The organism is Pseudomonas sp. GW456-12-1-14-TSB6, assembly GCF_059424205.1.
Genome location: NZ_JBWKZE010000050.1, coordinates 1 through 26150, shown reverse-complemented (window position 1 = coordinate 26150; position 26150 = coordinate 1). Strand labels below are relative to the sequence as shown.

The 26150-nt window shown below is 59.5% G+C and carries 31 protein-coding genes and 1 tRNA gene; 19 read left to right on the top strand and 13 right to left on the bottom strand.

Features of this window, described 5'->3' with window-relative positions:
* Window positions 1-243 (top strand): DUF6124 family protein (locus AC07Y2_RS27875; protein ID WP_256587097.1); only part of this gene is annotated, 243 nt, incomplete at its 5' end.
* A 54-nt stretch (window positions 244-297) separates the two neighbouring features.
* Here the strand turns inward: AC07Y2_RS27875 and AC07Y2_RS27870 are convergent.
* Window positions 298-534, bottom strand: a complete 237-nt coding sequence (locus tag AC07Y2_RS27870; RefSeq protein ID WP_146040501.1) for a hypothetical protein — start codon at window positions 532-534, stop codon at window positions 298-300.
* 320 nt (window positions 535-854) lie between these two features.
* Between AC07Y2_RS27870 and AC07Y2_RS27865 the strand changes: the two genes are divergently transcribed.
* A complete protein-coding gene (locus tag AC07Y2_RS27865) occupies window positions 855-1550 on the top strand; it encodes a transposase (RefSeq protein WP_103387362.1) in 696 nt (231 codons plus the stop codon).
* 151 nt (window positions 1551-1701) lie between these two features.
* Window positions 1702-3087: an IS4 family transposase gene (locus AC07Y2_RS27860; RefSeq protein ID WP_103387383.1), complete on the top strand. Its 1386-nt coding sequence runs from the start codon at window positions 1702-1704 to the stop codon at window positions 3085-3087.
* 83 nt (window positions 3088-3170) lie between these two features.
* On the opposite strand, the gene AC07Y2_RS27855 is transcribed toward AC07Y2_RS27860, so the two are convergent.
* The gene (locus tag AC07Y2_RS27855; protein WP_103387363.1) at window positions 3171-3413 is read right to left on the bottom strand and encodes a hypothetical protein; all 243 of its coding nucleotides are present in this window, start codon (window positions 3411-3413) and stop codon (window positions 3171-3173) included.
* 468 nt (window positions 3414-3881) lie between these two features.
* On the opposite strand from AC07Y2_RS27855, the gene AC07Y2_RS27850 reads away from it, so the two are divergent.
* Window positions 3882-5558, top strand: coding sequence for an MFS transporter (locus AC07Y2_RS27850; protein WP_103387364.1), 1677 nt, complete (start codon window positions 3882-3884; stop codon window positions 5556-5558).
* Between the two features lie 172 nt (window positions 5559-5730).
* On the top strand, window positions 5731-6651 hold the full coding sequence (locus AC07Y2_RS27845; RefSeq protein WP_219737083.1) for an AraC family transcriptional regulator: 921 nt from the start codon (window positions 5731-5733) through the stop codon (window positions 6649-6651).
* Window positions 6652-6680: 29 nt separating this feature from the next.
* On the opposite strand, the gene AC07Y2_RS27840 is transcribed toward AC07Y2_RS27845, so the two are convergent.
* On the bottom strand, window positions 6681-8591 hold the full coding sequence (locus tag AC07Y2_RS27840) for a tyrosine-protein phosphatase (protein ID WP_103387366.1): 1911 nt from the start codon (window positions 8589-8591) through the stop codon (window positions 6681-6683).
* Between the two features lie 224 nt (window positions 8592-8815).
* Between AC07Y2_RS27840 and AC07Y2_RS27835 the strand changes: the two genes are divergently transcribed.
* The 3 genes from AC07Y2_RS27835 to AC07Y2_RS27825 are packed head-to-tail and all read left to right on the top strand — an operon-like array spanning window position 8816 to window position 10040.
* Entirely contained in the window at window positions 8816-9070 is a 255-nt protein-coding gene (locus AC07Y2_RS27835) for a FecR/PupR family sigma factor regulator (RefSeq protein ID WP_103387367.1), read from the top strand.
* 55 nt (window positions 9071-9125) lie between these two features.
* Window positions 9126-9620, top strand: coding sequence for a PaaI family thioesterase (locus AC07Y2_RS27830; protein ID WP_103387368.1), 495 nt, complete (start codon window positions 9126-9128; stop codon window positions 9618-9620).
* A 24-nt stretch (window positions 9621-9644) separates the two neighbouring features.
* On the top strand, window positions 9645-10040 hold the full coding sequence (locus AC07Y2_RS27825) for a RidA family protein (protein ID WP_103387369.1): 396 nt from the start codon (window positions 9645-9647) through the stop codon (window positions 10038-10040).
* A 3-nt stretch (window positions 10041-10043) separates the two neighbouring features.
* Here the strand turns inward: AC07Y2_RS27825 and AC07Y2_RS27820 are convergent, their stop codons facing one another.
* The 4 genes from AC07Y2_RS27820 to AC07Y2_RS27805 are packed head-to-tail and all read right to left on the bottom strand — an operon-like array spanning window position 10044 to window position 14279.
* Window positions 10044-11162 (bottom strand): agmatine deiminase family protein, encoded by a 1119-nt coding sequence (locus tag AC07Y2_RS27820; protein ID WP_074690798.1) that lies wholly within the window; start codon window positions 11160-11162, stop codon window positions 10044-10046.
* Window positions 11163-11209: 47 nt separating this feature from the next.
* Window positions 11210-12313, bottom strand: coding sequence for an extracellular solute-binding protein (locus AC07Y2_RS27815; RefSeq protein ID WP_103387370.1), 1104 nt, complete (start codon window positions 12311-12313; stop codon window positions 11210-11212).
* Between the two features lies 1 nt (window position 12314).
* Window positions 12315-13223 carry an N-carbamoylputrescine amidase gene (aguB, locus tag AC07Y2_RS27810; RefSeq protein ID WP_103387371.1) on the bottom strand — a complete coding sequence of 303 codons (909 nt, stop codon included), beginning with the start codon at window positions 13221-13223 and terminating at the stop codon, window positions 12315-12317.
* Between the two features lie 3 nt (window positions 13224-13226).
* Window positions 13227-14279 (bottom strand): agmatine deiminase family protein, encoded by a 1053-nt coding sequence (locus AC07Y2_RS27805; protein WP_103387372.1) that lies wholly within the window; start codon window positions 14277-14279, stop codon window positions 13227-13229.
* A 137-nt stretch (window positions 14280-14416) separates the two neighbouring features.
* Here AC07Y2_RS27805 and AC07Y2_RS27800 point away from each other — a divergent pair, with 137 nt between their 5' ends.
* The gene (locus AC07Y2_RS27800; RefSeq protein WP_103387373.1) at window positions 14417-15277 is read left to right on the top strand and encodes a LysR substrate-binding domain-containing protein; all 861 of its coding nucleotides are present in this window, start codon (window positions 14417-14419) and stop codon (window positions 15275-15277) included.
* Here the strand turns inward: AC07Y2_RS27800 and AC07Y2_RS27795 are convergent.
* The gene (locus AC07Y2_RS27795; protein WP_103387374.1) at window positions 15240-16181 is read right to left on the bottom strand and encodes a LysR family transcriptional regulator; all 942 of its coding nucleotides are present in this window, start codon (window positions 16179-16181) and stop codon (window positions 15240-15242) included. The genes AC07Y2_RS27800 and AC07Y2_RS27795 overlap by 38 nt on opposite strands.
* A gap of 134 nt (window positions 16182-16315) precedes the next feature.
* Between AC07Y2_RS27795 and AC07Y2_RS27790 the strand changes: the two genes are divergently transcribed.
* The 3 genes from AC07Y2_RS27790 to leuD all read left to right on the top strand — a co-directional run bounded on the left by AC07Y2_RS27790 (window position 16316) and on the right by leuD (window position 18888).
* Window positions 16316-16732 (top strand): RidA family protein, encoded by a 417-nt coding sequence (locus AC07Y2_RS27790; protein WP_103387375.1) that lies wholly within the window; start codon window positions 16316-16318, stop codon window positions 16730-16732.
* 122 nt (window positions 16733-16854) lie between these two features.
* The gene (gene leuC, locus AC07Y2_RS27785; RefSeq protein ID WP_103387376.1) at window positions 16855-18276 is read left to right on the top strand and encodes a 3-isopropylmalate dehydratase large subunit; all 1422 of its coding nucleotides are present in this window, start codon (window positions 16855-16857) and stop codon (window positions 18274-18276) included.
* 3 nt (window positions 18277-18279) lie between these two features.
* Window positions 18280-18888, top strand: coding sequence for a 3-isopropylmalate dehydratase small subunit (leuD, locus tag AC07Y2_RS27780; protein ID WP_103387377.1), 609 nt, complete (start codon window positions 18280-18282; stop codon window positions 18886-18888).
* 39 nt (window positions 18889-18927) lie between these two features.
* On the opposite strand, the gene AC07Y2_RS27775 is transcribed toward leuD, so the two are convergent.
* On the bottom strand, window positions 18928-19845 hold the full coding sequence (locus tag AC07Y2_RS27775) for a LysR substrate-binding domain-containing protein (protein ID WP_039773187.1): 918 nt from the start codon (window positions 19843-19845) through the stop codon (window positions 18928-18930).
* Between the two features lie 153 nt (window positions 19846-19998).
* Between AC07Y2_RS27775 and AC07Y2_RS27770 the strand changes: the two genes are divergently transcribed.
* Together AC07Y2_RS27770 and AC07Y2_RS27765 are read left to right on the top strand one after the other, a co-directional pair.
* Window positions 19999-20205, top strand: coding sequence for a hypothetical protein (locus AC07Y2_RS27770; protein WP_039773079.1), 207 nt, complete (start codon window positions 19999-20001; stop codon window positions 20203-20205).
* A 229-nt stretch (window positions 20206-20434) separates the two neighbouring features.
* A tRNA-Gln gene (locus tag AC07Y2_RS27765) sits at window positions 20435-20509 on the top strand.
* A 51-nt stretch (window positions 20510-20560) separates the two neighbouring features.
* On the opposite strand, the gene AC07Y2_RS27760 is transcribed toward AC07Y2_RS27765, so the two are convergent.
* From AC07Y2_RS27760 to AC07Y2_RS27750, 3 genes are all read right to left on the bottom strand, one after another.
* Complete coding sequence (locus tag AC07Y2_RS27760) at window positions 20561-20953, bottom strand: DUF1801 domain-containing protein (protein WP_103387378.1); 393 nt, start codon at window positions 20951-20953, stop codon at window positions 20561-20563.
* Between the two features lie 153 nt (window positions 20954-21106).
* The gene (locus AC07Y2_RS27755; protein WP_103387379.1) at window positions 21107-21448 is read right to left on the bottom strand and encodes a YajG family lipoprotein; all 342 of its coding nucleotides are present in this window, start codon (window positions 21446-21448) and stop codon (window positions 21107-21109) included.
* Between the two features lie 86 nt (window positions 21449-21534).
* Window positions 21535-22182: an ATPase gene (locus AC07Y2_RS27750; RefSeq protein ID WP_103387380.1), complete on the bottom strand. Its 648-nt coding sequence runs from the start codon at window positions 22180-22182 to the stop codon at window positions 21535-21537.
* A 163-nt stretch (window positions 22183-22345) separates the two neighbouring features.
* Between AC07Y2_RS27750 and AC07Y2_RS27745 the strand changes: the two genes are divergently transcribed.
* The 4 genes from AC07Y2_RS27745 to AC07Y2_RS27730 all read left to right on the top strand — a co-directional run bounded on the left by AC07Y2_RS27745 (window position 22346) and on the right by AC07Y2_RS27730 (window position 24625).
* On the top strand, window positions 22346-22591 hold the full coding sequence (locus AC07Y2_RS27745; RefSeq protein ID WP_039773074.1) for a hypothetical protein: 246 nt from the start codon (window positions 22346-22348) through the stop codon (window positions 22589-22591).
* Between the two features lie 51 nt (window positions 22592-22642).
* Window positions 22643-23674, top strand: coding sequence for an NADPH-dependent aldehyde reductase Ahr (ahr, locus tag AC07Y2_RS27740; protein WP_103387381.1), 1032 nt, complete (start codon window positions 22643-22645; stop codon window positions 23672-23674).
* 145 nt (window positions 23675-23819) lie between these two features.
* Window positions 23820-23981, top strand: coding sequence for a hypothetical protein (locus AC07Y2_RS27735; RefSeq protein WP_170928274.1), 162 nt, complete (start codon window positions 23820-23822; stop codon window positions 23979-23981).
* 53 nt (window positions 23982-24034) lie between these two features.
* A complete protein-coding gene (locus AC07Y2_RS27730; RefSeq protein WP_178082890.1) occupies window positions 24035-24625 on the top strand; it encodes a helix-turn-helix domain-containing protein in 591 nt (196 codons plus the stop codon).
* 65 nt (window positions 24626-24690) lie between these two features.
* Here the strand turns inward: AC07Y2_RS27730 and AC07Y2_RS27725 are convergent, their stop codons facing one another.
* Window positions 24691-25200, bottom strand: a complete 510-nt coding sequence (locus AC07Y2_RS27725; protein WP_074690788.1) for a hypothetical protein — start codon at window positions 25198-25200, stop codon at window positions 24691-24693.
* Window positions 25201-25590: 390 nt separating this feature from the next.
* Here AC07Y2_RS27725 and AC07Y2_RS27720 point away from each other — a divergent pair, with 390 nt between their 5' ends.
* Window positions 25591-26052: a DUF3574 domain-containing protein gene (locus tag AC07Y2_RS27720; protein ID WP_103387382.1), complete on the top strand. Its 462-nt coding sequence runs from the start codon at window positions 25591-25593 to the stop codon at window positions 26050-26052.
* The last annotated feature ends 98 nt before the right edge of the window (window positions 26053-26150 follow it).

The window sequence follows — 26150 nt, the reverse complement described above, 5'->3', positions numbered from 1 at the left end:
CCCTACATCATGGCCACGCCCTACGTTCCCAACCGCCTCTACCAGGCCAACCCGGCCAGCAACACCGAATCCCTGCTCGCCGACGCCTGCGAAACCCTGGGCTCGGCCAACGTCATGCTCAACAACCTCGTCGACGCCCTCGAAGGCCCCCACCGCAAAACCGCGCAGGGCATCGCGCAGATCGTGATGCTGGCGGAACTGGCGGTTAATCGAGTGTTGGATAAAGTTGTGCCTACGGAGTAATTCGGTGCCATGGCGAGAGTACACACTCGCCATGGCAAACCGCGGGATCCGTTTTCAACGCGGCGTTTTTTCTGGTGAAAGATCCTCTGTCAAAAGCGCTTTAATCGCTGGATGACAGTTTTTTAGTGCTGCGCTGTTTATGGCCATATTTCTCGAAAACGCTCCTTCAAAACCTCCCATGTCTTGCGGCACGACAAGTAACGCCACGTCCGCTTGTGAGGTACCAGTAATCATGTTTCTGATGAACCTCAGGTTCCTATATAGCGGCAGCATTTCTTCGGGGATTTCCATCTCGCCACCTTCCTCAAATTTCAGTCAACGGGGATTTATTCTTAATTAAAAGGGGACTAATTAAAAGGGGACAGATTTATTTTCCACCCCTTTGGCAGTCAAAGTATCAACATAAACAGCCACAACCGCACCTGATAGAAATGACAGTTTTTAATACTAATTTAGAACAACCAAGATTCTGAATAACCATAAGAGGTAACGGATACAGACTTATTTAATCCCCCCCAGTCCACGCGGATACATTCTCTGACACATCCCGCCTGTCTCCGCCTCGCCAGCTTCTAAACTTCATCCGTCAAAACAAGGACGTAAGAAGACTCATGCCCAGAACCGGACGCATCGTGCTAGCGAACTACCCGCATCACATCGTGCAGCGCGGCCACAACAGACAGGTCGTTTTTGCAGAGCCCGCGGACTTCCAGCGCTACCTCTCTGACCTGCGCGAGCTCAAGGAAGCATTAGGTATAAAAGTTTATGCCTACTGCCTGATGACCAATCATGTGCACCTGCTGCTCGCCCCAGGGGAATCAACGTCCAGCCTTGGACAGCTCATGAAAGCCCTCGCCGCAAGGATGACTCGGTATCGCAACAAGGTTGAGGGGCGGACTGGCACGCTGTGGGAAAGTCGCTACAAATCCAGCGTTGTTCAATCCGACACCTATCTATTGGCTTGCAGTCGCTACATCGAGTTAAACCCAGTGCGAGCCCACATGGTGGAGCGTGCAGAAGACTATCCCTGGTCAAGTTTCGCTCTGCGCCTGAACGATTTTTCAGAAAGCACCTGGCTGGACAAAGATCCTTGCTTCCTGGAGTTAGGACCTGACGATGCCACCCGGCGTGAGCGCTATAAGTCGTTTGTTGGAATGGCTACACCCACCAATGAATTGCAACTCATCAGGGGTGCGCTGCAGCGCGGCCAACTGACTGGCAACATGAGATTCGTCGATGAAATCGAACAAATCACCGGAAGACGCATTGAATTAAGAGATAGAGGACGGCCAGAGAAAAGTGCTTAACGTCAAAAGGGGACGATTAAATAAATCTGTCCCGAATGGCACTTACTTAACAGCTAACCGATTGAGCTGAAAGCAAAAAATGAAGAAGGGCTGGCCTTGGTCTACGGTGATAGTTGCGAACACACACCAGAAAACCAAGGACACAGCCCACATGGATCGTAGACGCCAAATTCTCCAGCATCAACAGCAACGTTTTCGCCGCCATGCTTCGAATTGTGATGCCTATGCTTTTTTCAACCTGCTCACGGCTCCCGAGTTGCTGCAGCGCGTTGAGTCAGCACTGCCAGAGCATCGGGAGCGTTTGTATCCGCCAACGGAAACTCTGTCGATGTTCCTGGCTCAAGCGATGAGTGCTGATCGTTCCTGCCAGAATGCCGTCAACGATTTCTCCATCAAGCGATCCTGTAGCGGCATGAAACCCAATAGCACTCGCACGGGCGCTTTCTGTAAGGCCAGGCAACGCTTGCCGGTAGAAATGGTTTCCATGCTGGTTCGACAGACCGGTTCGTCTATCAGTGATCAGGCGCCGCCTTCATGGCGATGGATGGGGCGACCTGTACGTCTTGTCGACGGGACAACCGTCTCGATGCCCGATACGGCTGCGAATCAGGGGGCCTATCCGCAATCTCGCGGGCAGAAAGTTGGCCTTGGTTTTCCGTTGTGTCGAGTGGTGGGCCTCGTTTGCCTCTCCAGTGGCGCTGTTTTAGATGCCGCACTTGGACGTTTCCGAGGTAAGGGCGGCGACGAACAGACGCTGCTCAGATCCATGCTCGGCACGTTGAAAACAGGCGACATCTTGTTGGGCGACGCTTACTACGCGACCTATTTTCTGCTGTGCGAGTTGCAGCGACGAGGTATCGATGGCGTGTTCGAACAATATGGCGCTCGACGGCGCAGCACGGACTTTCGTCTGGGCCAAAGTCTCGGTTCAGAAGACCACTTGATCGAATTGAAAAAGCCCGAAAGAAGGCCGCCCTGGATGAGTCAAACATATTACGAACAGGCCCCTGAAAGGCTGATAGTGCGAGAGTTGAAGACTGGCGGAAAAACGTTGGTGACCACCTTGCATTGCCCGAAGCAGACACCCAAAACAGCTCTCAAATCGCTGTACAAGGGGCGATGGCATGTCGAGTTGGACTTGCGAAATCTCAAGGCCACGCTGGGCCTTGGAAGGTTGAGCTGCAAAACCCCGGGCATGGCCGTCAAGGAGTTATGGGTCTATCTGTTGGCCCACAATCTGATCCGAATGCTCATGGCCCAATCGGCTCTGTTGGCGGACTGCTTGCCTCGCGAACTGAGCTTCAAACACAGCCTTCAGTTATGGCTGGCGCTACGACAATATGGGAGTCCTGAAGACGAGGATGGTCTGGCGAACTTACTGATGCTGATAGCGCAAAGACGCGTTGGAAATCGACCTGGTCGTATCGAACCGCGAGCCATAAAACGAAGACCTCAGGCCTACCCCTTGCTGACCAAGTCACGTCGGTCAGCAAGGGCTGAGGTAAGGAAGAACGGGCATGCTAAACATGTTAAGTAAGTGCCATTCAAATCTGTCCCCTTTTGATTTTCCTTTTGATTCGTCCCCTTTTGATTCTTGGTTTTTCAAATGAGGGATACTCCTCAGCTGTAGCCCATGTCCTGCTCGAAATCCAACGCCACATAACACAGCCTCTCCATACCCATATCTTGCAGCTTCTCAACTATTGCATAATCAACAAATCCACCTTCAAATTCATCCCAATTTGTTACTATCCCTCGCGGAGGTTTACCAAGATCTTTCCGTCTAGCAGAATCATCAAATTGAACCTTCCCCAACAAGTTAATTAAGTTTATAACCAGAATATCCGCAGACTCCGTACGCATATCAAAAACCTCTTTTTTTCCAATGAATTCAAAGAATAAAAAGGGACTGAATAAAAAGGGACAGATTTATTTTCCAGCCCAATAAAAAGGGACAGATTTATTTTCCGGCCCATTAGACGAAGTATCAACACAAACAGCAGCAACGACACCTGATAGAAATGACAGTTTTAATACTTATTCAGAACAATCCAAATTCTGAATAACTATAAAAACTACGGACGCAGACTCATTTAACGCATTCCCTCCCCGAACCAACCAATCCATCTCCATTTCGACCCACACCCGTCGCCCCCAACTGGATATCCCCCCAATCCCAATTATGCTCAATGAAACCCCGCCGTCCCGCGCGGGGCGGTGATTCTGTGCACGCTCCACGAAATACCTGAACCGGCATCCGCCACAGGCCTTGGGTACGCGACGTTGATGAAGTGCTCCGGCCTACAAAAACAAGCACGACGGAGAACACCCATGGCAGTACTCGACAGCATGTCCACAGGCAGTGCCCCGCACCACAGCGTCAGCCGGGAGGAGCGCAAGGTCATTTTTGCGTCGTCCCTTGGCACGGTGTTCGAGTGGTACGACTTTTACCTCTACGGCTCCCTGGCGGCGATCATCGCCAAGCACTTCTTTGCCGGGGTGAATGAGACCACGGCGTTCATCTTCGCCCTGCTCGCCTTCGCTGCCGGTTTTGCCGTGCGGCCGTTCGGGGCGATTGTGTTCGGGCGGCTGGGCGACATGATCGGGCGCAAGCACACGTTTCTGATCACGATTGTGATCATGGGTGTGTCGACGGCGATTGTGGGGTTCCTGCCCGGTTACGCGACCATCGGGGTGGCGGCGCCGATCATTCTGATTACCCTGCGCCTGCTGCAAGGCCTGGCGCTGGGCGGCGAGTACGGCGGCGCAGCAACGTATGTGGCCGAGCATGCGCCGAAGGGCAAACGCGGTTATTTCACGTCATGGATTCAGACCACCGCGACCCTGGGCCTGTTTATGTCGTTGCTGGTGATCCTCGCCTGCCGTACCGCGCTGGGCACCGAGGCATTCGAGGCCTGGGGCTGGCGGATTCCGTTTCTGCTGTCGATCCTGCTGCTGGCGGTTTCGGTCTACATCCGGCTGCAACTGAACGAGTCGCCGGTGTTCAAGAAAATGAAGGAAGAAGGCAAGTCGTCGAAAGCCCCGCTGACCGAGTCCTTCGCCCGTTGGGACAACCTGAAAATCGTGATCATGGCCCTGCTCGGCGGCACCGCCGGCCAAGCGGTGGTCTGGTACACCGGGCAGTTCTACGCGCTGTTTTTCCTGCTGCAAACCCTGAAGATCGACCCGCAGACCGCGAACCTGCTGATCGCCGGTTCACTGCTGATCGGTACGCCGTTCTTCGTGATTTTCGGCAGCCTGTCCGACCGCATCGGGCGCAAGGGCATCATCATGGCCGGGTGCATTCTGGCGGCGGTGACCTACTTCCCGATCTTCCACGCGCTGACCCAGTACGGTAACCCCGACGTGTTCGTGGCCCAGGAGAAGAACCCGGTCAAGGTGATCGCCAACCCCGACCAGTGCTCGTTCCAGTTCGATCCGGTGGGCAAGGCCAAATTCACCAGCTCCTGCGATCTGGCGAAAACCATCCTCGCCAAACGGGCGATCCCGTACGAAAACGTGGTGGCGGAACCGGGCACCGTGGCTCAGGTGCGTATCGGCGACAAGGTCATCGAAAGCTTCGAAGGCACCACCCTGCCAGCCGCTGACTTCAAGACCCGTAACGACGCGTTCACTGCCAGCCTCGGCACCGCGTTGAAAGAAGCCGGTTACCCGGAAAAAGCCGATCCGGCCAAGACCAATTACCCGATGGTGCTGCTCCTGCTGACCGTTCTGGTGATCTACGTGACTATGGTTTACGGTCCGATTGCGGCATGGCTGGTGGAGCTGTTCCCGGCGCGCATCCGCTACATGTCGATGTCGCTGCCGTACCACATCGGCAACGGCTGGTTCGGCGGGTTCCTGCCGACCGTGGCGTTCGCGATGGTCGCGGCCACCGGGGATATCTACTACGGCTTGTGGTACCCGATCGTGATTGCGGTGATGACGGCGATTCTCGGGATCTTCTTCATGCCGGAAACCAAGGATCGCGACATCCATCACACCTGACCCCGCTTGGCTCGATGCTGTGCGTGGCGTTCACGCACAGCATCGAACGTTGTCACATCGGCGTCATTCTCCCTTGGTAACGTCGTCGCGCCCCGATGCCCCGACCACCAAGGTGACCCTCCCGGTGTACTCAAGCCCGACACGCCAGACCCTCATTTTGCGATCCGACAACATGGCCAGTGACGACTTCGGCGCCCTGTTCTCGCGAATGTTCGGCAACCGTTATGGCGACACACCACCACCGCCCAAAGACATCATCATTGGCGGCGTTTACGGGCGGTACGAAGACGTGAGTTTCCGGCGCATGCATTACCGGGGCGATTTCACCGTCGCCTTCCCCGAGCCGTTCGATGAAATCACCTTCGTCATTCCCACCGCCGGCAAAATCGTGTTCAACCATGAATCCGTGGGGCTGTGCGATGTGGGGCTGGCCATCGACAAGGCTGACCCGCGTTCGATGCGTTTTATCGACAATCATGCCCAGCACGGCGTGTCGATCAGCCGTGCGGCGCTCACCGAACGGCTGTCGACCCTGCTGGGCAAACCGATCGTGCACAAGCTGCATTTCGAGCCGAGGGTGGATCTGAACAGCCCGGCGTTTCAGGGCATTCGCGCGCTGATCGATCTGGCCACCGGTGCGGAATTCGATCTGCTGTTGAACGCTGGCTCGCTGATGCCGTCACGGCTGCGGGAGATGCTGGTGGACGCGGTATTGGAGGCCTGGCCACACAACTTCAGCGAGGCCTTGCGCCGTCCAGAGGCATTGATTGCGCCCAGGCATGTGCGGCAGGCGATCGATTACATTCAGGCGCATCCCGAGATTCAGGTCAGTGGCACGGATCTGGCGCGGCTGGCCAACGTCAGCCTGCGCGCATTGCAGGAAGGGTTTCGACGGTTTGCCGGGATGTCGATTGTCGGGTATCAGCGGCAGGTGCGGCTGGAGCGCGCTTACGAAACGTTGCGTCAGGGCGTTTCGCCGTCGGTGACTGAGGTGGCGCTGCGATTGGGCTTCAGCAATGTCGGCCGGTTCAGCCAGTATTTCCAGAATGCCTACGGCGTGAGCCCGGCCGAGGTGCGAAAAGGATTGCGCTGAGGCAATCCTTTTTCTTCACCTTCAGTTGATCAGAACTGATAACTGGCCTTGAGCGCGCCGCTGAAACCGTGGCTGTCGCCGCCACCGCTGGCACCGACTTCTGCACCCAGACTCAGGGCACCGAGGTTGGCCATCAGGTTGACGCCGCCGCTGAACTGATCGCGGTTGTCGAACGCCGCGCGCTGCTCGATATCCAGCCCCAGCAGATGCCCTTCGCTGTTGACTTGATGATCGCCCAGCACACGCTCGTAACCAACGCGCACGCCCGGCACCAGTTGCCACGCGCCCATCGGCACCGGGGCGAACGAAACGTCGAGATAGGCCACCGCGCTGCGCCGGGTTTCTTGAATGTCATCAACGTCCAGAGCCAATTCGCTGCCCTTCTCCTGAAAGCCCGACAGGTCCAGACGGCTGACCCGCACGCCGAGGCTCGGCTCCAGAATCACAGTGTTCAGCGGCATGCGATAACCCAGCGCCAGCGTCGCGCCGCTGAGATTGCCATGGGTGTCGCCCTTCGCCGAACCGAGACCGCCGCCGAGGTCGCGTTTGCTGTCGTAGTCGACATAACCGGCGTTGATGTTGGCGTCGAGAAACAGGCCACGTTCCAGGCTGGTGAAACCATAACGGGCACCAAGGTCGAGGAAGGTGAAATCGGTGTCGGCCTCGCCACCCGCGCCACCCACCGAGCCTTTGCTGTAACCGATCCCGCCACGGGCGCTGAGCTGTTCGGAGAAGCGCTGGGTGACGCCAACCATCAGGCCCTGACTGTGTTCGTTGCTGCTTTGCGCATGGGCCGAACCGTCGGTGCCGAGGTAACCGGCGAGCGCGGTGCTCCACAACCGGTACTGGCCGACCTTGAGGTCGGTGCCGCTGGCGAACGGCGCGGCGGCTTGCTCGATCATTGCGTTCTGACGCAGCAGGTAACTGGCCGCATCGGCGTGCACTTGGCCGCCGACCGTGGACTCGACACCGCCCAGAGTGCCGGCGTCGATGGCCGATTGCAGGTAGTAGTTGTAGGCGCTGTAGGTGCCCGAGAGTTTACTGTTCTGCAACTCCCGCAACAGTTGCGCACCGGCGGCAGCGTTGCCGATAAGCCCGGCCTGACCCGGCAGGCTGTTGTACTCGACCATTTTGCCGCGCAGTACATAAATGGTTTCCTGGGACAGACCCAGCCCCTGCTTGAGGTAGTTGTCCATGCTGCCGTACTGCGCGGCCACCTGATCGAGGCCCGCTTGCAGATAACTCGCCTCGACACCCAGCAGCGGCGCGTAGATCGCGGCCATGCTCGGCGGCATCATCGCCAGGGTCTTGGCGACCCGTTCGGCGGTGTAGTCGTTGGTCGCCAGGTAATTGCTCATGATCGTGGCGTTATCCACGCCGGCGATGCTCAACAGAACGGCAGCGGTCCAGCCGGTGCGGTCCTTGCCGGCGGTGCAATGGAACAACGCGGCGCCGTCGACACCGGCCAGTTCATTGAACAGCGCACCGAACTGACCACGCATGCCGGCATCGCTGACGAACGCGCGGTTGGTCTCCTGCATCATCGCAATCGCATCGGCTGCGCTTTTGAACGACACGGTGGTGATGTTCGCGCCGGAGGTGGTGCTGCCGATGATGTCGATGTTCTGGTAGGTCGCACCGCTTGGCATCGTGTCCGGCGTGCTGGCAATTTCGCTGGGCGTGCGCAGGTCGTACACCGACTTGATCCCCAGACCGTTGAGGGTCGCCAGGTCCGCCGCCGTCGGCGTCAGGGCATTGGAGCGGTAGAACACACCGGCGCGCATTGTGCCGTCATGGGCCGTGGAATAGGCGGTGGTGGTGCCTGCGATATCCCGAAAATTGTCGATGCCCGCCAGACGCGAGGTATCGAGATCGGCGGCCTGGGCGGCAGCAATGGACAGACTCAGCACGGACAGCGAACACACAAGACGTTGAAACACGGGGCAGCCTCACTGGAAACAGGTTGGGCTGCCCACTATCTGCATTGAAATGTGACGGAATATGACAATTGCGAGAAGGCCGTAAATAGCGGCGCGATCAGTCCGTTTGCTGCGCTTTCTGTCCGTTTTACCTGCCCTGACCGTGTAAATCTTCGACACGTTTTGACGTTTTTTTTGCAAGGGCGAACGTAGAATGCCCTCTCCGGCCATCGTGGAAACCGTCAATGAACGACGCAGATGAAGAAATCCTGAACCAGGCAGCACACTGGTGCCTGCGCCTGCAAGAGGACGATTGCACGCCCGACGAACGCCAGGCGTTTGAGCAGTGGATTCAACTCAGCCCGGGCCACGCCTTTGAATACGCGAAAATGCTGGAAATCTGGGACATCAGTGAGCAATTGCCGAACCACTCGACGACTCGCAAAAAACTGCTGAGCGACTCACCACTGCACGAACACAAGGACCAATCCTCACGGTGAGCATTCGGGGTTAGAATCCGTCCGGTTCGGCTTACTGATTAAGGATGACTCCGGCATGGCCTCCCCCGACACCTCCCTGCAAGACACCGCCGCCCCCGAGGGCGTCTGCTTCGGCTGCGGCAGCAGCAACCCGCACGGGCTGCACATCAAAAGTTTCTGGCACGAAGACGGCGTACACGTCATGGCCGAGCACGTGCCCGAGGCCAAATACTGCGGCTGGCCGGAACTGGTCTACGGAGGTTTGATCGCGATGCTGGTGGACTGCCATTCCAACTGGACCGCGATGGCCTACCACTATCGGACCGAGCAACGTGAACCCGAAAGCCTGCCGCGCATCAACTGCGTCACCGGCAACCTCGGCATCAAGTTCATCAAACCAACGCCAATGGGCGTGCCGCTGACACTGAAGGCCAGAGTCGAAGGTGAAGTCGGGCGCAAAACCCGGGTGATCTGCGAGGTCTACGCCGGGGATCTGCTGACGGCGGTGGGCGATTCGGTGTTTGTGCGAGTGGATACCGAGCAGTTGGCGGCGGCCGCGCACGGTCGCTGAAATCCGTCATTGAAGGAAAACACGATGTCCGACCGCAAAATCATCATCCCCGAATCCATGAAAACCATCGTCGAACGCGCCGGATACGCCCCGGCGGTTCTGGTCGGCGATACGCTTTATTGCGCCGGCCAGGTGGGCCGCACCGCTGATTTGCAAGTCATCGAAGACCCCGAACAGCAATTCATCCGCGCCTGGGAAAACCTCGACGAAGTGCTGAAGGCCGGTGGCTGCACGTTCAACGATGTGGTGGAGATGACCACCTATCACGTCGACATGAGCCAGCACATGCCGGTGTTTCGTGAAGTGAAAAACCGCGTGTTCCCCAAAGGTTTCTGCGCCTGGACCTGCATCGGTGTCAGCGAGCTGGCCCATCCGGGGCTGCTGGTGGAAATCAAATGCGTGGCGGTGCGCAGAAGCTGAGCCTCACGCCGGCTGGTGACTGGTCACGCAGTGAATCCCGCCACCGCCGGCCGCAATGGCGTCGATGTTGACCTGCACCACGTCGCGGTTCGGATAGAGTTTTTTCAGCAGGTCGAAGGCCTTCTTGTCCGCGTCCTTGTCGCCAAACTCCGGTGCGATCACCGCGCCGTTGATCACGAAATAGTTGATGTAACCGGCCGCGAAATCGTCGTTGTCCTTGTTGAATTTGGTCTTGCGCGGTTTCAGCGGTGGCGACACGGTGTGGATCTGCAACGGGCGACCGTCGGCGTCGGTGGCCTTTTTCAGGATTTCCAGGTGCGCCAGGGTGACCTTGTTGTCGTAGGAGCGCGGGTCGGTGTCGAGGTTGGCGATCACCACGCCGGGCGTGACGAAGCGCGCGTAGAAATCGACGTGGGCGTCGGTGATGTCCTTGCCCTTGATGCCCGGCAGCCAGATGATCTTGCGCAGACCGAGGCGTGCTTTCAGTTCCGCCTCGACGTCAGCCTTGCTCCAGCCGGGGTTGCGGTTTTCGTTGACCCAGCAGCTTTCGGTCATGATCGCGGTGCCTTCGCCGTCGACTTCGATGCCGCCGCCCTCGCCCACCAGTTCGCTGCGCTGGTAGGTCGCCTGCGCATCGGCCGCCACGCGCTTGGCGATCTTCGCGTCTTTCGAATGCTGTTGCTTGTTGCCCCAGCCGCTGAAGTTGAAGTCCACCGCGCCCAGGCCATTCTTGTCGTCGATGACGAAGTTGGCGCTGATGTCACGCATCCAGATGTCGTCGAGGTTGGCGATCTGGTAGGTGATATTGGAGGTGCCGCAAATCTCTTCGGCCAAGCTGCGTTCTCCGCTGCGGCAGTAGATGGTCAGCGGTTCGTAGCGGGCAATAGCGCGGGCGATCCGGCCGAGGGCTTCCTGGACGTCTTCGGTGAAGTCTTCCCAGATCGCGTCCTGCGCGCCGAAGGCCATGTAGGTGCGTTCGTGTTTGTCGCCCTCGTCGGGCATGAACCAGCGACCTTCGCTGGCCGCCAGCAAACGCGCCGGTGACAGGCCAAGGCCCATGACAGCAGCGCCTGCGCCGGCGGCGACTGAAACCTGTTTGATGAACTCGCGACGAGTCGGCATGTGTACGTTCCTGATGGGTAAGGGGCCACCAAGGCAGCCCGGAAAAATCACTGTGCAGTGGCGGTCTTGAATTTGGTCCAGGTGCGCATGCGGGCGCGCATGTCGGCCTGGGGAATATCCTTGCCCGTTATCAGACGAGCATAGGTCGCTTCGTCGAGGTAGATGTCCGGGTTGTTGCGCATCGCCTCGTCCACGTTCGGCCGGGCCTTGGCGTTGGAGGTCGGGTAACCGGTGAAATTGCTGATCGCGGCCATGTTCTCCGGGCGCATCACGAAGTTGATGAAGGCGTAGGCGTATTCCGGGTGTTTGGCATCCAACGGAATGGCCATGGTGTCCATCCACACCGTGGTGCCCTCGCGCGGCACGCGGTACTGGAAGCGCGTCTGCTTGCCGGCGCTGTCCGAGGTGCGCTGGGCCTGGGTCATGTCGCCGCTGTAGCCGAGGGACAGGCACAGGTTGCCGTTGACCAGATCGGTCACCGGTTGCGACTGGAACTTGCGAATGTACGGCCGCAGCTTCATCAGCAAGTCACTGGCCGCTGCCAGATCCGCAGGCTTGGCGCTGCGCGGGTCGCGGCCCAGATAGTTGAGCACCACGGCCAGTACTTCATCCGGCGAGTCGATCATCGAAATCCCGCAATCGGCGAATTTGGCCGCCAGCTCCGGTTTGAACAGCATGTCGAGGCTGTTGACCGGGGCGTCGGCCATGCGCTGCTTGATCTGCTCGGCGTTGTAGGTCAGGCCGATGGTGCCCCAGGTGTACGGCACCGTGGCCTTGTTCGAATGCTCGTAATGGCTGCGCAGCTTTTGCAGGCCCGGCTCGATGTCGTTCATCGCCGTGATTTTCGAAGGATCCAGCGGCAGCAGGCTGCCGGCGCGCATCAGGCGTTCGGCCACGGTGTCGCCGGGGAAGATCAGATCGTAGCCGCTGCCGCCGGAGAGCATTTTGGCTTCCAGGGTTTCGCTGCCGTCCATCACGTCGTAGATCACCTTGATCCCGGTTTCGGCGGTGAATTTGCTCAAGGTGTCTTCAGCGAAATAATCCGCCCAGTTGTACAGCCGCAGGGTCTTGTCTTCGGCGTGTACAGCAGGCATCAAACCGGCCAGCGCCAGGCCCAGAGCGCCCAGTAACCACTTGTGTGAAGTAGGCATATCAGACTCCTTGAGGATTCCAGCGGGCGTTAAGGTGACGGCCGTCCTGGCTCAACAATGCGCCGTACATTTCCGGGCGGCGGTCGCGGTAGATGCCCCAGCTCAGGCGATCTTCACGCATGGCTGCCAGATCCAGGCTTTGCACCAATACGCCGGTGCTGGCGCGATCGGCTTCGGCGAGCATTTTTCCCTTGTGGTTGCAGATGAACGACGAGCCGTAGAAATTCATTTGCAGCGCCGCATCGGTGCCGGCCACTTCGCGGCCGACGCGGTTGGAGGCGATCACCGGCAGCAGATTCGCGGCAGCGTGGCCACGCATGGTCATCTGCCAGTGGTCGCGCGAATCAAGATCCACGCAGCCCGGTTCCGAACCGATGGCGGTCGGGAACAGCAGCACTTCAGCCCCCATCAACGCCAGGCAGCGCGCGGTTTCCGGGAACCACTGATCCCAGCAGATGCCCACGCCGAGGCGGCCGAACGCGGTGTCCCAGACTTTGAAACCGGTGTCGCCGGGGCTGAAATATTCCTTCTCCTGATAGCCGATGGCGTTAGGGATGTGGGTCTTGCGGTACACGCCCAACAGGCGTCCGTCGGCATCGGCCACGCTCAGGGAATTGAAGTAGGCGTTGCCGGCCTTCTCGTACCAGCTCAACGGCAGCACCACGCCGAGTTCACGGGCCAGCGCGGCGAAGCGCGACAGCACCTGACTGTCGCGGTGCTCCTCGGCCAGCGCCATGTGCTGATGGCTCTGCTCGATGCAGAAATACGGCGTGGCGAACAGCTCCTGCAACAGGATCACTTGCGCGCCCTGCCCAGCCGCTTCACGCACCAACTGCTCGGCGCGATCAAGGTTGCTTTTCAGGTCCCAGGTGCACGGCATCTGGGTGGTGGCGACTTTCAATATCGTCATCGATCAACCCTCCACCGGCCAGGCTGGCTGTTGCTGGGTGATGCAGTGCACACCGCCGCCACCGTGGGCCAGATGATTGATCTGCACCGGCACCACTTCACGACCCGGGAACGCTTTGGCCAGGGTTTCTGCCGCCACATGGTCGGCCTCGATGCCGTACGCCGGCATGATGATCGCGCCGTTGGCGATGTAGAAGTTGGTGTACGAGGCGCAGAACACTTCGGCTTCGGTGTTCACCGCATCGGTGGCTTCGTACAACTCGATCAACTCGAATTTGCGGCCCCGGGCGTCGGTGGCCAGTTCCAATGCTCGACGGTTTTCCCGCACGACTTCGGCGTACACCGAACTGCGATCGTGAGTCGCGTCTACCAGCAACACACCGGGACGAGCGAAGGCGCAGACGCCATCGACGTGGCCGTCGGTCATGTCGCCGGTGACGTAATCCGGATCGCCCGGCAGCCAGATGGTTTTCTTCACGCCGAGCAGGCGGCTGAAGATCTCCTCCATCTCGGCCTTGCTCACGCCGGGATTGCGGTTGGGGTTGAGCAGCACCGATTCGGTGGTGATCAACGTGCCCTCGCCGTCCACGTGAATCGCGCCGCCCTCGTTACTCAGCGCCGTGCCGAAGCACTCGCCGCCCAAGTGATTGAGCACGCGGCGGGCCAGGCTTTCGTCCAGATCATGGGCCGACTTGCCGCCCCACGCGTTGAAACGCCAGCTCACCCCGGCCAGACCTTGCTCCGCATGAACGACGAAGCTCGGGCCGGAGTCGCGGCACCAGCTGTCGTTGACCGCCAGCGGAATCAGTTCGATGTTCGGCCCGCACAAGGCTTTGGCACGGGCGATGGCCGAGGGATCGACGACCATTTTCACCGGTTCGAACCGGGCGATGGCGTTGGCGACGCGGGCGAAATCTTCCTGCACCAACGGCAAGGTCACGCCCCAGCCCGACTCCCACAGGGCCTGATTGTGGGGCCAGACCATCCAGGTCGCCGCATGCGTCACCCACTCTGCCGGCATCATCCAACCGCTGTTGTTGTTTTTGTTCTGCTGCATGGTAAAAAGCCCTTTGAGTTAAGCCATTGTGTTCAATGAAAACAGCCTTGGCGGCGTTGACATGCATGCTAATGGCGGCCTGAAGGGCAAACAAACGATGGATTTTGCGGAAAACTGATTAGAGGAACTTATCGATCATGCTGAAACACTGGCCACCCCTCAGCTCGTTGCGCGGCTTCGAAGCCGCCGCAAGGCTGGGCAGTTTTCACAAGGCCGCCGAGGAACTGAGCCTCACGCAATCGGCCATCAGCCAGCAGATCCGCAGCCTTGAGGCGTACCTGGAACAGCCGCTGTTTTTCCGCAGCGGGCGCAGTGTCAGCCTGACCGACGCCGGCCACGATCTGCTCAGCACCACCCAGGCCATGCTGCAGCAACTGTCGGTGGGCATCCGGCGGCTGGGGCAGTACCAGAAACCCAATCAACTGGTGCTCAACACCACGCCGGCGTTTGCCCGGCACTGGTTGCTGCCACGGCTGGGGGATTTCCGCCGTCAGCATCCGAAGGTGGATCTGTGGATTTTCAGCACCGATGAAGTGCCGGACATGGCGACCCAGACCATCGATCTAGCGGTGCGCGACGACATCAGTTCGCAGGCTGAATGCAGCTTCAAGGTGCTGCACGCTGACCGCCTCTACCCCGCGTGTCATCCGAGCTTGTTAAGCGTGCCGAGCGCGCAGCGGACAACGCTGCACGGCGAGCGGGAAATGGACTGGAGCCATTGGGCGGTGGAGTCGGGAATCGATGTCGGCCAGCAGGATCAAGGTTTGAATTTCTCTGATCCCGGCTTGCTGCTGGATGCGGCATGCGGCGGGCTCGGCATCGCGCTGGTCAGCCAGTTGCTCAGCCGCAAGGCTCAGGCTGACGGGCTGTTGCAGCCCTTGGTGGACGAGACCATTCGCGGCCCGAACTGGGCGCTGCTGACCCACCGCGACAGCGAAAACGATCCGATGGCCCGCAGTTTTACCGAATGGCTGCTGGCGAACCTGAGCGATCCATGACCGGTGCGTGGCGGGCCATCACTTCGGCGATCCAGTCGATAAACACCCGCAGCTTGCGGCTGATATGGCGGTTCGGCGGATAGGCGACGTAAAGCGGCATCGGATCAAGGCGCCAGTCTTCGAACAGCGGCACCAGATCACCGCTCGCCTCGTGTGCTTTGGACATGTACCTGGGCAACCACAACACGCCCAGCCCCGCGAGGCCCGCCGACAAATAGGCATTGCCGTCATCGACCGCCAGAACATGGCGGCCCTTGATCTGCAAATCTTCGTGTTCATTGTGCAAGGCGTACGGCACCGGTTTGCCAGTGCGCGCCCAAAGGAAACCGACCACCCGATGATGGCTGTCTTCCAGCTCCCGGGGATGCATCGGGGTGCCGGCGCGGGCCAGGTAACTCGGCGCGGCGTACACGCCAAGTTGAAGATCCGCCACCTTCCGGGCCATCAGCGACTGATCCCGCAGCTCGCCGCCACGGATAACGCAATCGACGTTTTCATCGATGATGTCGACGATCCGGTCGCTGACGCCCATGTCGATCTGGATCTCCGGGTAGCGCGCGTAAAACTCGGGCAGCGCCGGCACCAGAATCAGATTGGCCAGGGGGCTGGGTACGTCGACCCGCAAGCGCCCCTTGGGCTGGGCCGCAGCGCCGGGAAGGCTGGTCTCGGCGTCGTCCATGTCCGCCAGCAACTTGATCACCCGCTCGTAATAGGCCGCGCCGTCCGCCGTGGCGTTGACCTTGCGCGTGGTGCGATTGAGCAACTTCACTCGCAGCCGCGCCTCCAGTTGCTGGACGAGCTGGGTCACGGTGGTCTTGCTCATGTGCAACGTCTCGGCGGCTTTGGTGAAACTCCCCGCCTCCACCACCCGGGCGAAGGCTTGCATCGCGTCAAAACGGTCCATACACCACCTCTGTTAGCGGCTCGATTGTTTGGGATTTGCAAACAGTGAACGCCAAGGTTGCGCGTTTATCACGCCGAGGCAAGTCCCTAAAGTTTCTCCATCGCAGGTTTTCAACCCATTGAAGGAGACTCCCCATGACTAACGCCCAGCCAAAACGCGATGTGGTTTTCCCGCCCGGACGCCATGCGCTTTACGAGCGCAACCGTTATTCCCCGGCGGTTCGTTCCAACGGTTTTCTGTTTGTCTCAGGCCAGGTCGGCAGCCTTGAGGACGGCTCAGCGGAACCCGATCTGAAACAACAGGTGCGACTGGCCTTCACCAACCTCAACGCCATTCTCGGCGCGGCCGGTGGCAGCTTCGACGACGTGGTGGACGTGACGGTATTCATGGTCGATCCGCAATCGACCTTTGAAACCATCTGGGAAGTGGTGCCCGAGTTCTGGGGCGAGGCGCCGCATCCGACCATTACGGCGGTCGGCGTGACGTGGCTGTATGGGTTTCAGTTCGAGATCAAGGTGATTGCCAGGTTGCCGGAGGAGACACGGGCGTAGGCTTGCGGCAATTGCTCACAATCCGTGTTCAACGGCTTCACTGAAGCGCTCTTGATGCCGTTTCCGCGATCAATATTCTGTCCTCATGTTGTTTTTGCCCCGGATAGAAAAGAGCGCAAGCCATGCCCAGCCCGAGAACGCTGTACCAGAAGCACATCGACAGTCACACCGTCTGCACCCTCGACGATCAGGGCCACGTGCTGCTTTACATCGACCGCCAGGTCGCCAACGAATACACCAGCCCGCAAGCCTTCAGCGGCCTGCGCGAGGCCGGGCGCACGGTGTGGCGGCCTGCGGCGACGCTGGCGGTGGTCGATCATGTGAACCCCACCGCACCGAAACGCATCGCGACCATGCCCGACGCCGGGGGCGCGCGGCAGGTGTCGTACTTCGAAGAAAACTGCCGCGATTTCGGCATCGAGCTGTTCGATGTGCTGGACAAGCGCCAGGGCATCGAGCACGTCGTGGCGCCGGAACAAGGCTTCATTTTGCCGGGCATGGTGGTCGCGGCCGGTGACAGCCACACCACCACTTACGGCGCACTGGGCGCCTTCGGTTTCGGCATCGGCACTTCGGAAATCGAACACCTGCTGGCGACGCAGACCCTGGTCTACAAACGCCTGAAAACCCTGCGGGTAACGGTCAACGGTGAGCTCGGCGCAGGCGTCACGTCCAAGGACATCATCATGGCGCTGATCGAAAGGATCGGCGCTTCCGGCGCCACCGGTTACGCCATCGAATTCACCGGCCCGGCCATCAGCGCCCTCAGCGTCGAGGCGCGCATGACCATCTGCAACATGGCCGTCGAGGCCGGCGCCCGGGGTGCGTTCATGGCGCCGGACGACAAGGTGTTCGCCTACCTGCAACAAAAGCCGCGTGCGCCCAAGGGCAAGGTCTGGGAGCAGGCCGTCGAACGCTGGAAAACCCTGCACAGCGACGAGGGCGCGGTGTTTGATCGCGAAGTCATCCTCGACGTCGCCGCGCTGGAGCCGATGGTGACCTGGGGCACCAGCCCTGATCAGGCCGCGCCGATCAAAGGGCACGTGCCGGACCCGGCCACCCAGCCCGATCCGATCCTGCGCCAGGGCCTGCAGCGCGCCCTCGACTACATGGGCCTGACACCCGGCATGCCATTGAACGAAGTGACGATCAGCCATGCCTTCATCGGTTCCTGCACCAATGCGCGGATCGAAGATTTGCGCGACGTTGCCCGCGTGGTGCGCGGCAAGCGTGTGGCGGCCCATGTGCGGGCGATGATCGTTCCCGGCTCAACCCTGGTGCGCAATCAAGCCGAGGACGAAGGCCTGGCGCAGATTTTTCTCGACGCCGGTTTCGAGTGGCGGCAATCGGGTTGCTCGATGTGCCTGGCGATGAACGACGACGTGCTGGCGCCGGGTGATCGCTGTGCGTCGAGCACCAATCGCAACTTCGAAGGCCGTCAGGGCGCCGGTGCGCGCACCCACCTGATGAGCCCGGCGATGGTCGCCGCCGCCGCCATCAGCGGCCATTTGACTGACGTGCGCACCGTCGCGCTGGAGGCTTGAACCATGCAACCTTTCGACACCGTCAGCGGCAGCGCCGCGCCGTTTCTTGCATCCAACATCGACACCGACGTGATCATGCCCAAGCAGTTTCTCAAGGGCATCGATCGTCAGGGGCTGGATCGCGGGCTGTTCTTCGATTTGCGCTTTCTCGCTTCAGGCGAACCCGACCCTGAATTCGTGCTCAACCAACCGGCCTGGCAGGACGCGGCGTTTCTGGTGACCGGTCCCAACTTCGGTTGCGGCTCCAGCCGCGAACACGCGGTATGGGGCTTGAAGCAAGTGGGGATCCGGGCCCTGATCGGCACCACGTTCGCCGGGATTTTCTACGACAACTGCCAGCGTAATGGCGTGTTGGCGATTCAGCTGGACGACGCGCAGTTCAAGCGCGTGGCCGAGGCGATCAGCGTCCCGGAAACCGCGCGAATCAGCGTGAACCTGGCACAGCAAACCATCGAGCTGGCGGACGGCACGCTGATCGGCTTCGAGATCGATCAGTTGCGCAAACAATCGCTGCTGCTGGGACTGGACGCCATCGGCACCACGCTGCAACGCACCGAGCAGATCCGCGCCTTTGAGGCACGGCATCTGGCGGACAATCCCTGGCTGGGTTGATGGCAAAAAAAAACGGGCGGTTCATTGAACCGCCCGTTTTCATTCCACGGACAAATCGCGGAAGTACTCCTCCAGAAACTCCACGCACACCCGCAATTTCGCCGACTCGCTGAGCCGGGTCGGATAGACCGCCCAGACGTTGGCGCTCTGGGTGTAGCCGTCCAGCACCTGCACCAGCCTGCCCTGCTCGAGCATCGGTTTGACGTCCCACATCGAGCGCAACAGAATCCCGCCGCCGCTCAAGGCCCACTCCAGCACAATCTCGCCGCTGTTGGAGGACAACGGGCCATTCACTCGCACCGTTTCTTCCTGGCCGTCCTTGCTCAGGGTCCAGATGCCGAACGCGTTGTTACGCTCCTTGAGCACCAGACAATCGTGGTCTTTCAGATCTTCAAGGGATTGCGGCGTGCCCCGGCGTTCGAGGTATTCCGGCGTAGCGCACAGCACGCGCCGGTTGCTCACCAGTTTGCGCGCCAGATGCTGGCCCGGCAGGTCATCGCCGACGAGAATTTCCAGGTCGAAGCCCTCGCCCACCAGATCGACCACCCGGTCGAACACGTCTAGCCGGATGTCGAGTTTCGGGCATGCCCGGGACAACTGGCTGATCGCCGGCGCCACATGATTGCGGCCGAAACCGAAGCTGCTGCAAATGTGCAGCGACCCCGCCGGCTGGTGCCGGGCCTGGGAAATCTCGCCGAGAAACTGATCGAAATCCCCCAGCAGTTTCTCCGCCCAGATCCGCACCCGCTCGCCATCGTCGGTCAGCGCGATGCGCCGGGTGGTGCGGTGCAGCAGCTTGGTCGCCAGCGTGGTTTCCAGCACCGAGATGCGCTTGCTGACGTAGGCCGGTGAGAAGCCCAACTCGTCGGCGGCGCTGGCAAAGCTGTTCTTGCGGATGACGGTGAGGAACACCTTAAGGTCTTCGGGCAAGGGAAATTGGTCACGATTCGTGTTCATGGACAATATATTTCCGCTGATAGCATGCAGTTTGCGCAGAATACCACCGAGGCTTTCATTGCTGGTTTGTGCCGCCGACCTGAATGCCATCAAAAAACTCGAACTCGCTCCATGGCGCTGCATCCAACGTTTAACCCAACGGAGGTCAGTGCCATGAACAACGACAGCAAAGCCCCAGCCACGGATACGTCCGGCAAACCGGTCGATGTGGTGAAACGCGATCTTGAGGACCCGGACGACAAGACCCGCGGCGTGGATGAGGTCATCACGCCCTCGTCGACCCGCACCAAGGAGCAGGACGCTGAGGAGTTGCAACGCAAGGTCGACGAAATCGAACGCAAGGTTGCAGACGGCAACTGATCGGTTCATCGAGGCAGGTCTTTGCCAGGTTTTCGGGCTACAGCGGTCGCGCCGGTTTTCTTGGCAATCGCTGAAAAGCCCGAAAAACCTGACCGGCGATACCGTCCGGGAAATAAGTAGCTGTTTTCCCTGAAATTTATTGGCTTCAGGGGTTCACAGATCGCAAGAGCGCTGGTAAAGTGCCGCCCACTGTTGCAGAGGTCCTCCCGGGACTGAAACCAATAGCTTCAGGGGCGTCGCCAAGCGGTAAGGCAGCAGGTTTTGATCCTGCCATGCGTTGGTTCGAATCCAGCCGCCCCTGCCATTTTCTTCCTCGTTTCACCCTCCTCCGTTTTATCTCTGCCTCAACGGCAAATCACTTCTTTGAATTCAACGTAATCGCCGAACGCACCAGCGTTTTCAGAGCTTTTGCATCGATCTTGTCGTCTTCGTGAATATCAATCGCCCGCCGGGTATTGCCCTCCAGGCTGGCGTTGAACAGTCCTGACGGATCCTCCAGCGCCGCGCCTTTGGCGAAGGTCATTTTCACCACGGCCTTGTAGGTTTCCCCGGTGCAGATGATGCCGTTGTGCGACCAGACCGGAACGCCGCGCCACTTCCACTCTTCGACGACCTCCGGGTCCGCTTCATGAATGATCGCGCGGATCTCGGCCAGCTTCTGGCCGCGCCAGTCGTTCAGTTCCTTGATTCTTGCGTCGATCAGCACAGAGGGATTCTCGGTCGCCGCGCCGCTGCTGCCCTTCTTCATATCCTTGTACTCCCGAAAACCTTTTCCGCTATCCAGCGTAGCGCCGACTGCGCCAAACGCCGGGCAAAAAAAGCCCCGCAAGGTGCGGGGCAAAGGAATTGGTTGGTTGCGGCCAACCAAAGGAGCATCGTCAAAAGCGTTAACCGTCAGGCGTTACAGGCACTCCTGGGCAGCCCGTTCAAAACTCGACGGCATGAAACTCGACGCCAGCAAGTGGCGCTCATACAAAAACACCTTGCCGCCGTCCTGCGCCTTGTAGGCTTCCAGAACGTTGTCCGCCGCCACCTTGCTTGGCACCACGATCCGGTAGCTGCGCTGGGTCTGCGACACGGTCGGATTCAGCGCACTGCCCTGCAGTTTCGGCACCACGCATTCGGCGTACTGGGCGGGCGTCTTGTGCGTCTGCAAGGTCAGCGTCGGATCGTTCGGCGCAGAGGCGCAAGCGGTCAGCAGCAAAGTGGCAGAAGCCATGGCAGGGATAAGAAAGGCACGCATGGGTAAAATCCTGAAAATAAAAGGTTCGGTTCTTCGGCAACGTTCAGTGTCACGGGCACTGCCGTTGCCGTTTTTGATTTGGGTGTTCAGCCTGCACTCACCAGGGCTTTGAGCGAGTCATCGAACTGCTTCAAGGCACTCAGTTGCAGATCGCGTTGCTGTTCGATCCCTGCAGCGATTTCGGGCGCTGCCTTGTTGTGTACCCACACCGACGGCAGTTGCTTCTCCACCGCGCCCTCGGCCTTGCCGATGTATTGCAGGTTGGCGTCGTAGAAGCGTGCGGCGAACCGCGCTTCGACCTGGCTGTTGCGTTGGGTCAGCAGACGGTTGTGGGTGTCGAGCATCACCACCACGTCCGGATGAGCCTGTACCAGCGCATCAAGGCTGTCGTAGACGGTCACCGAGAGAAACTGTTGTTGCAGCGAACTCATCAGCCAGTCGATGGCCAGCTCCGGGTCGGAGCTGTCGACGAAGGCGTCACGGATCCGCGCATCGAGCGCATTCCTGGCTCCGTTCACCGCCACGTCGTGGTAACGCTCGAGGTATTGCAGGTTGTCCAGGGTGTTTTCGCTGTACAGCACACCGACGGTTTGCGAGTGCTGCAACGCGGCGCTGCTGGCGGCGACGGGCAGAAAATGGCACGACTTGGCGTCGTCTGCATAAGCCGGGGCTACGGTAGCGGCCACCCCGCCCATCAGCAGGGCGACTACAGCCAGTCGGTTCAAAGTCTTCATCGCGCAATTCCTTCAGCGGTGTGTTCGATGGAGGCGATTTTCCGCCGATCGGTGCCAAAGCAGAACTTGCGTTTCTTGATGGTCACTATTACTTGAACCAATAGTTGCGCGGCGTGCAGACTGCGGCACACTCAATCACAACGAAAACAGATGAGGATTACCCGTGCGAACCTTTGATCTGATCCGCGATGCGGTCGTGCCCGAATTCCGCGACCGCGTGGCGGAATACCTTGTCGAATACGAAACGGTCCTGGGCCAGAACGTTGCCGATTCCGAATCAGTGCGGGCCGTCGCCTATCAGTTGCGCGGCTATTTGCGCGGCCTGAACACCACGCGCGTTTTGGGCATGGCGGACTGGGAAGAACTCGACCGGCGCGTGCTTAACACCTGGCTAGCGCCCGCTCGATGACACGCTAGACTCTTCAGGCTGCGCCCGCAGCGCCAGACTTGGAGGTGTCCCATGAGCAATAACACCGAACCCACGACATTCACCGGCTGGGCCGCCACCTCGGCCGGCGCGCCGCTGGAGCGCTTCAGTTACGACCCTGGCCCGCTGGGGGATGAGGAAGTCGAAGTCGCCGTGGAATATTGCGGCGTCTGCCACTCCGACCAGTCACTGATCGACAACGACTGGGGCATCAGCCAATACCCGTTCATTCCCGGCCATGAAGTGGTCGGCCGCATCGTGCGCACAGGCCCGCAGGTACGTGGTCTGGAGGTCGGTCAGCGCGTGGGGATTGGCTGGTACAAGGGCAGTTGCATGCATTGCTCGTCCTGCATCGGCGGTTCCCATCACCTTTGCGCCACCGCCAAACCGACGATCATCGGCAGCCATGGCGGTTTCGCCGATCGACTGCGCACTCACTGGGCCTGGGCGCTGAAGCTTCCGGACAACCTCGACCCGGCCCTCGCCGGCCCGCTGTTCTGCGCCGGCTCCACGGTCTTCAATCCGCTGGTGGAATTCGACATCAAGCCGACCGACCGGGTCGGCGTGGTGGGCATCGGCGGCCTCGGGCACCTGGCGCTGCGTTTTCTCAATGCCTGGGGATGCGACGTTACCGCGTTCACCTCTTCCCTGAGCAAACAGGACGAAGCCAAGCGCCTCGGCGCCCACAAGGTCGTCGCCTCCACCGACAGCGAAGCGCTGAAAGCGATGGCCGGCACCCTCGACTTTCTGCTGATCACCGCCAACGCCAACCTCGACTGGACGGCCATGCTCGCCACCCTGCGCGGCAAGGGCAGGTTGCACTTCGTCGGCATCGTGCCCGACGCGATTCCGGTACACGTGTTCAACCTCATTCCTCAACAGAAATCCCTGTCAGCCTCCCCGGTCGGCTCGCCCGCCACGGCAGCGACCATGCTGGAATTCTGCGCGCGGCATCAGATCCTGCCGCAGGTAGAGGAATTTCCGATGAGCAAGGTCAATGAGGCTGTTGATCATCTGCGCAGCGGCAAGGCGCGGTACCGGATTGTGTTGAACGCCAGCAAATGAAGGATTGGCGCGCCGGTTGCATCGGCGCGCCAATCATTTCACATAGAACCCAATTGAATTAATAAATAAACAATCAGTATTTATCGTTATAAAAATCTCGGCGTACTCTCACCTCATCCCGTCATTGAACACAGTGAAGTGCGCCATGAAACCAACTGACAACCTGATCGACTTCGCCGTCTACCGCAAACGCCGCCACGCCCAGCAACAGGCCCGGCTGATGTGGGAAATGTATGCGCGCAATGCCGGTTATCAGGCTTGGCAGTGGGTGCAGGCCGCTCGTTCCAGCGAGACGCGTCAAGCGTGAACGCGCGTGAACCCTCGCGCTTTCTGGCGAGCGCCGATGAACCTGTGCTGGACCTGAACAACCTCGATTCCCTGGAAGAAGACCCGATCTGTGAACGCGTCGCGCAGAACCTGCAACGTCTGCGCGGCAAGCGGCACCTGTCGCTCGATGCCCTCGCCCGCCAGTGTGGCGTGAGCCGGGCGATGCTGGCGCAGATCGAATCCGGGCGCAGCGTGCCGTCGATCAAGGTGCTGTGCAAAATCGCCAAGGGTTTGAAGGTGTCGGTGGCGGCATTTCTGGAGCACCGCGCGTTTGAAGGCGTGGCCGTGTTGTCGGCGAATCAGAGCAAGCGTCTGGTCAGCGCCAGCGGTGCCTTTGTCAGCCGTGCGCTGTTTCCCTTTGATGTAGCGCGCCAGTCGGAATTCTATGAACTGCGCCTGAGCCCGCTGGGCGAGGATCAATCCGAGGGCCATGGCCCGGGCGTGCAGGAAAACCTGGTGGTGGCCCAGGGCGTGCTGGAGATCAGTGTCAACGACGAGCGTTATCTGCTGTCGACAGGCGATTCGATCCTGTTCTACGCCGACCAGCCCCATCGTTATCGCAATCCTGCCGACAGTGAAGCGGTGGCGTATCTGGTGGTCACTTACCCCGAACGCCTGGACTGAAAAACAGACAACAAAAAGCCCGACCGGGAATTTCCCGGTCGGGCTTTTTCATGCGCTGGCGAAAATCAGCAGGTGCAGCACATCATCGGCATGCCGTTGCAGCTCATCATCATCGGCATGCTGCAGTCGTTCATCATCTTCATCATCAGGGCGCAGCAGTTTTTCATCATGTCCATGTTCATGCCCGGCATCGGCATGATTTTGCACATCATGCAGTCGGCCATCATGGTGCATTCCATCACGCACTTCATCGATGGCATCGGCATGCCCATCATTGGCATCGGCATCATCATGTTCATCATCGGCATGGCCATGGCCGCCGGGGACATGCACATCATGCTCATGTTGCCGCAATGCATCATCATCGGCATGCCGCAGTCCATCATCATCTGCATCATTTGCGCGCTGTTCTTGAACATGGCCATGTCCATGCCAGCGGCCGGCATCATCTTGCACATCATGCCGTCGTCCATCATGTCGCAGCTCATGGTCGCCATCATCATCGGCATGCCAGTCATCGGCATCATCGGCATGTTGGCGTTCATCGGCATTTGCATCTGCATGGCGTTCATCATGGTGTAGCTCCCTGAGGATTAAGAACTGGATGAGAAGTTGATGGAGCGGATTCTAAGGATTGAAAAATCCGCAACAAGCTGTCCATCGAGCAGCAAAAACTGCTGTTCAAACGCTTCAAGTGCAGCGTTCCGTGCGACTTGAACCGTTGCAGCAGCAGAGTAGACGCAATGGCAGATCCGGCAAATGCGGGAGCAGGTTTTTGAATGCAATAGATATGCGATCAAACACCAAGCAAATAACTTAAAGAAATAATCGTTCTAACCAGCGGGCATTATTTTCACTGTGTTTGCTTATTCCATTAGTTCAACGTTGATCCACTTTTTAATCTTTTATTGCTATTAACCGTCCCCTCTATAATTCGGGACCGTTCTTAACAATAAGGAAGTTCCATGCCGCAACGTTTAGTACTGGCAGCACTGTTCCTGGCGGTCGCCGGGTGTGCCAGCCCTCCTCCGGTTTCCGTGCATACCAAAGATCCCGCCAGTTCGACCCTGCAAGGCGATGCTACGCGGCCGGCGCAGGCGCAGTGGGTGCGCACCGAGTTGTATTTCTCGGTGGGGCCGTTGGAAGGCAAGGAAGGTGTGGTGAGCCCGGCGCGCTGGCGCGAGTTTCTCGATCAGGAAGTGACGACGCGGTTCCCGGACGGGTTCAGCGTGTTGGATGCGTATGGGCAGTGGAAAGACCATGACGCGAAAGTACCCGAGCGGCTGGCGACCAAGGTGATTGTGATCCTGCACGAAAGCAGCGCGAAACGTGAGAGTGACATTGAGGCGATTCGTTTGGCTTACAAGCGGATTACGGGGGATTTGTCGGTGCTGCGGTTATCTCAGCCGGCGGCGGTGTCCTTCTAATCTACGCTCCGTTGCAGAGTCTGCCGAGGTGTCGACACCAGGCGGCTCAACCCGGCCAGCAACAACCCGCCAACCACCAAAACCCCAATCCCCAGTAA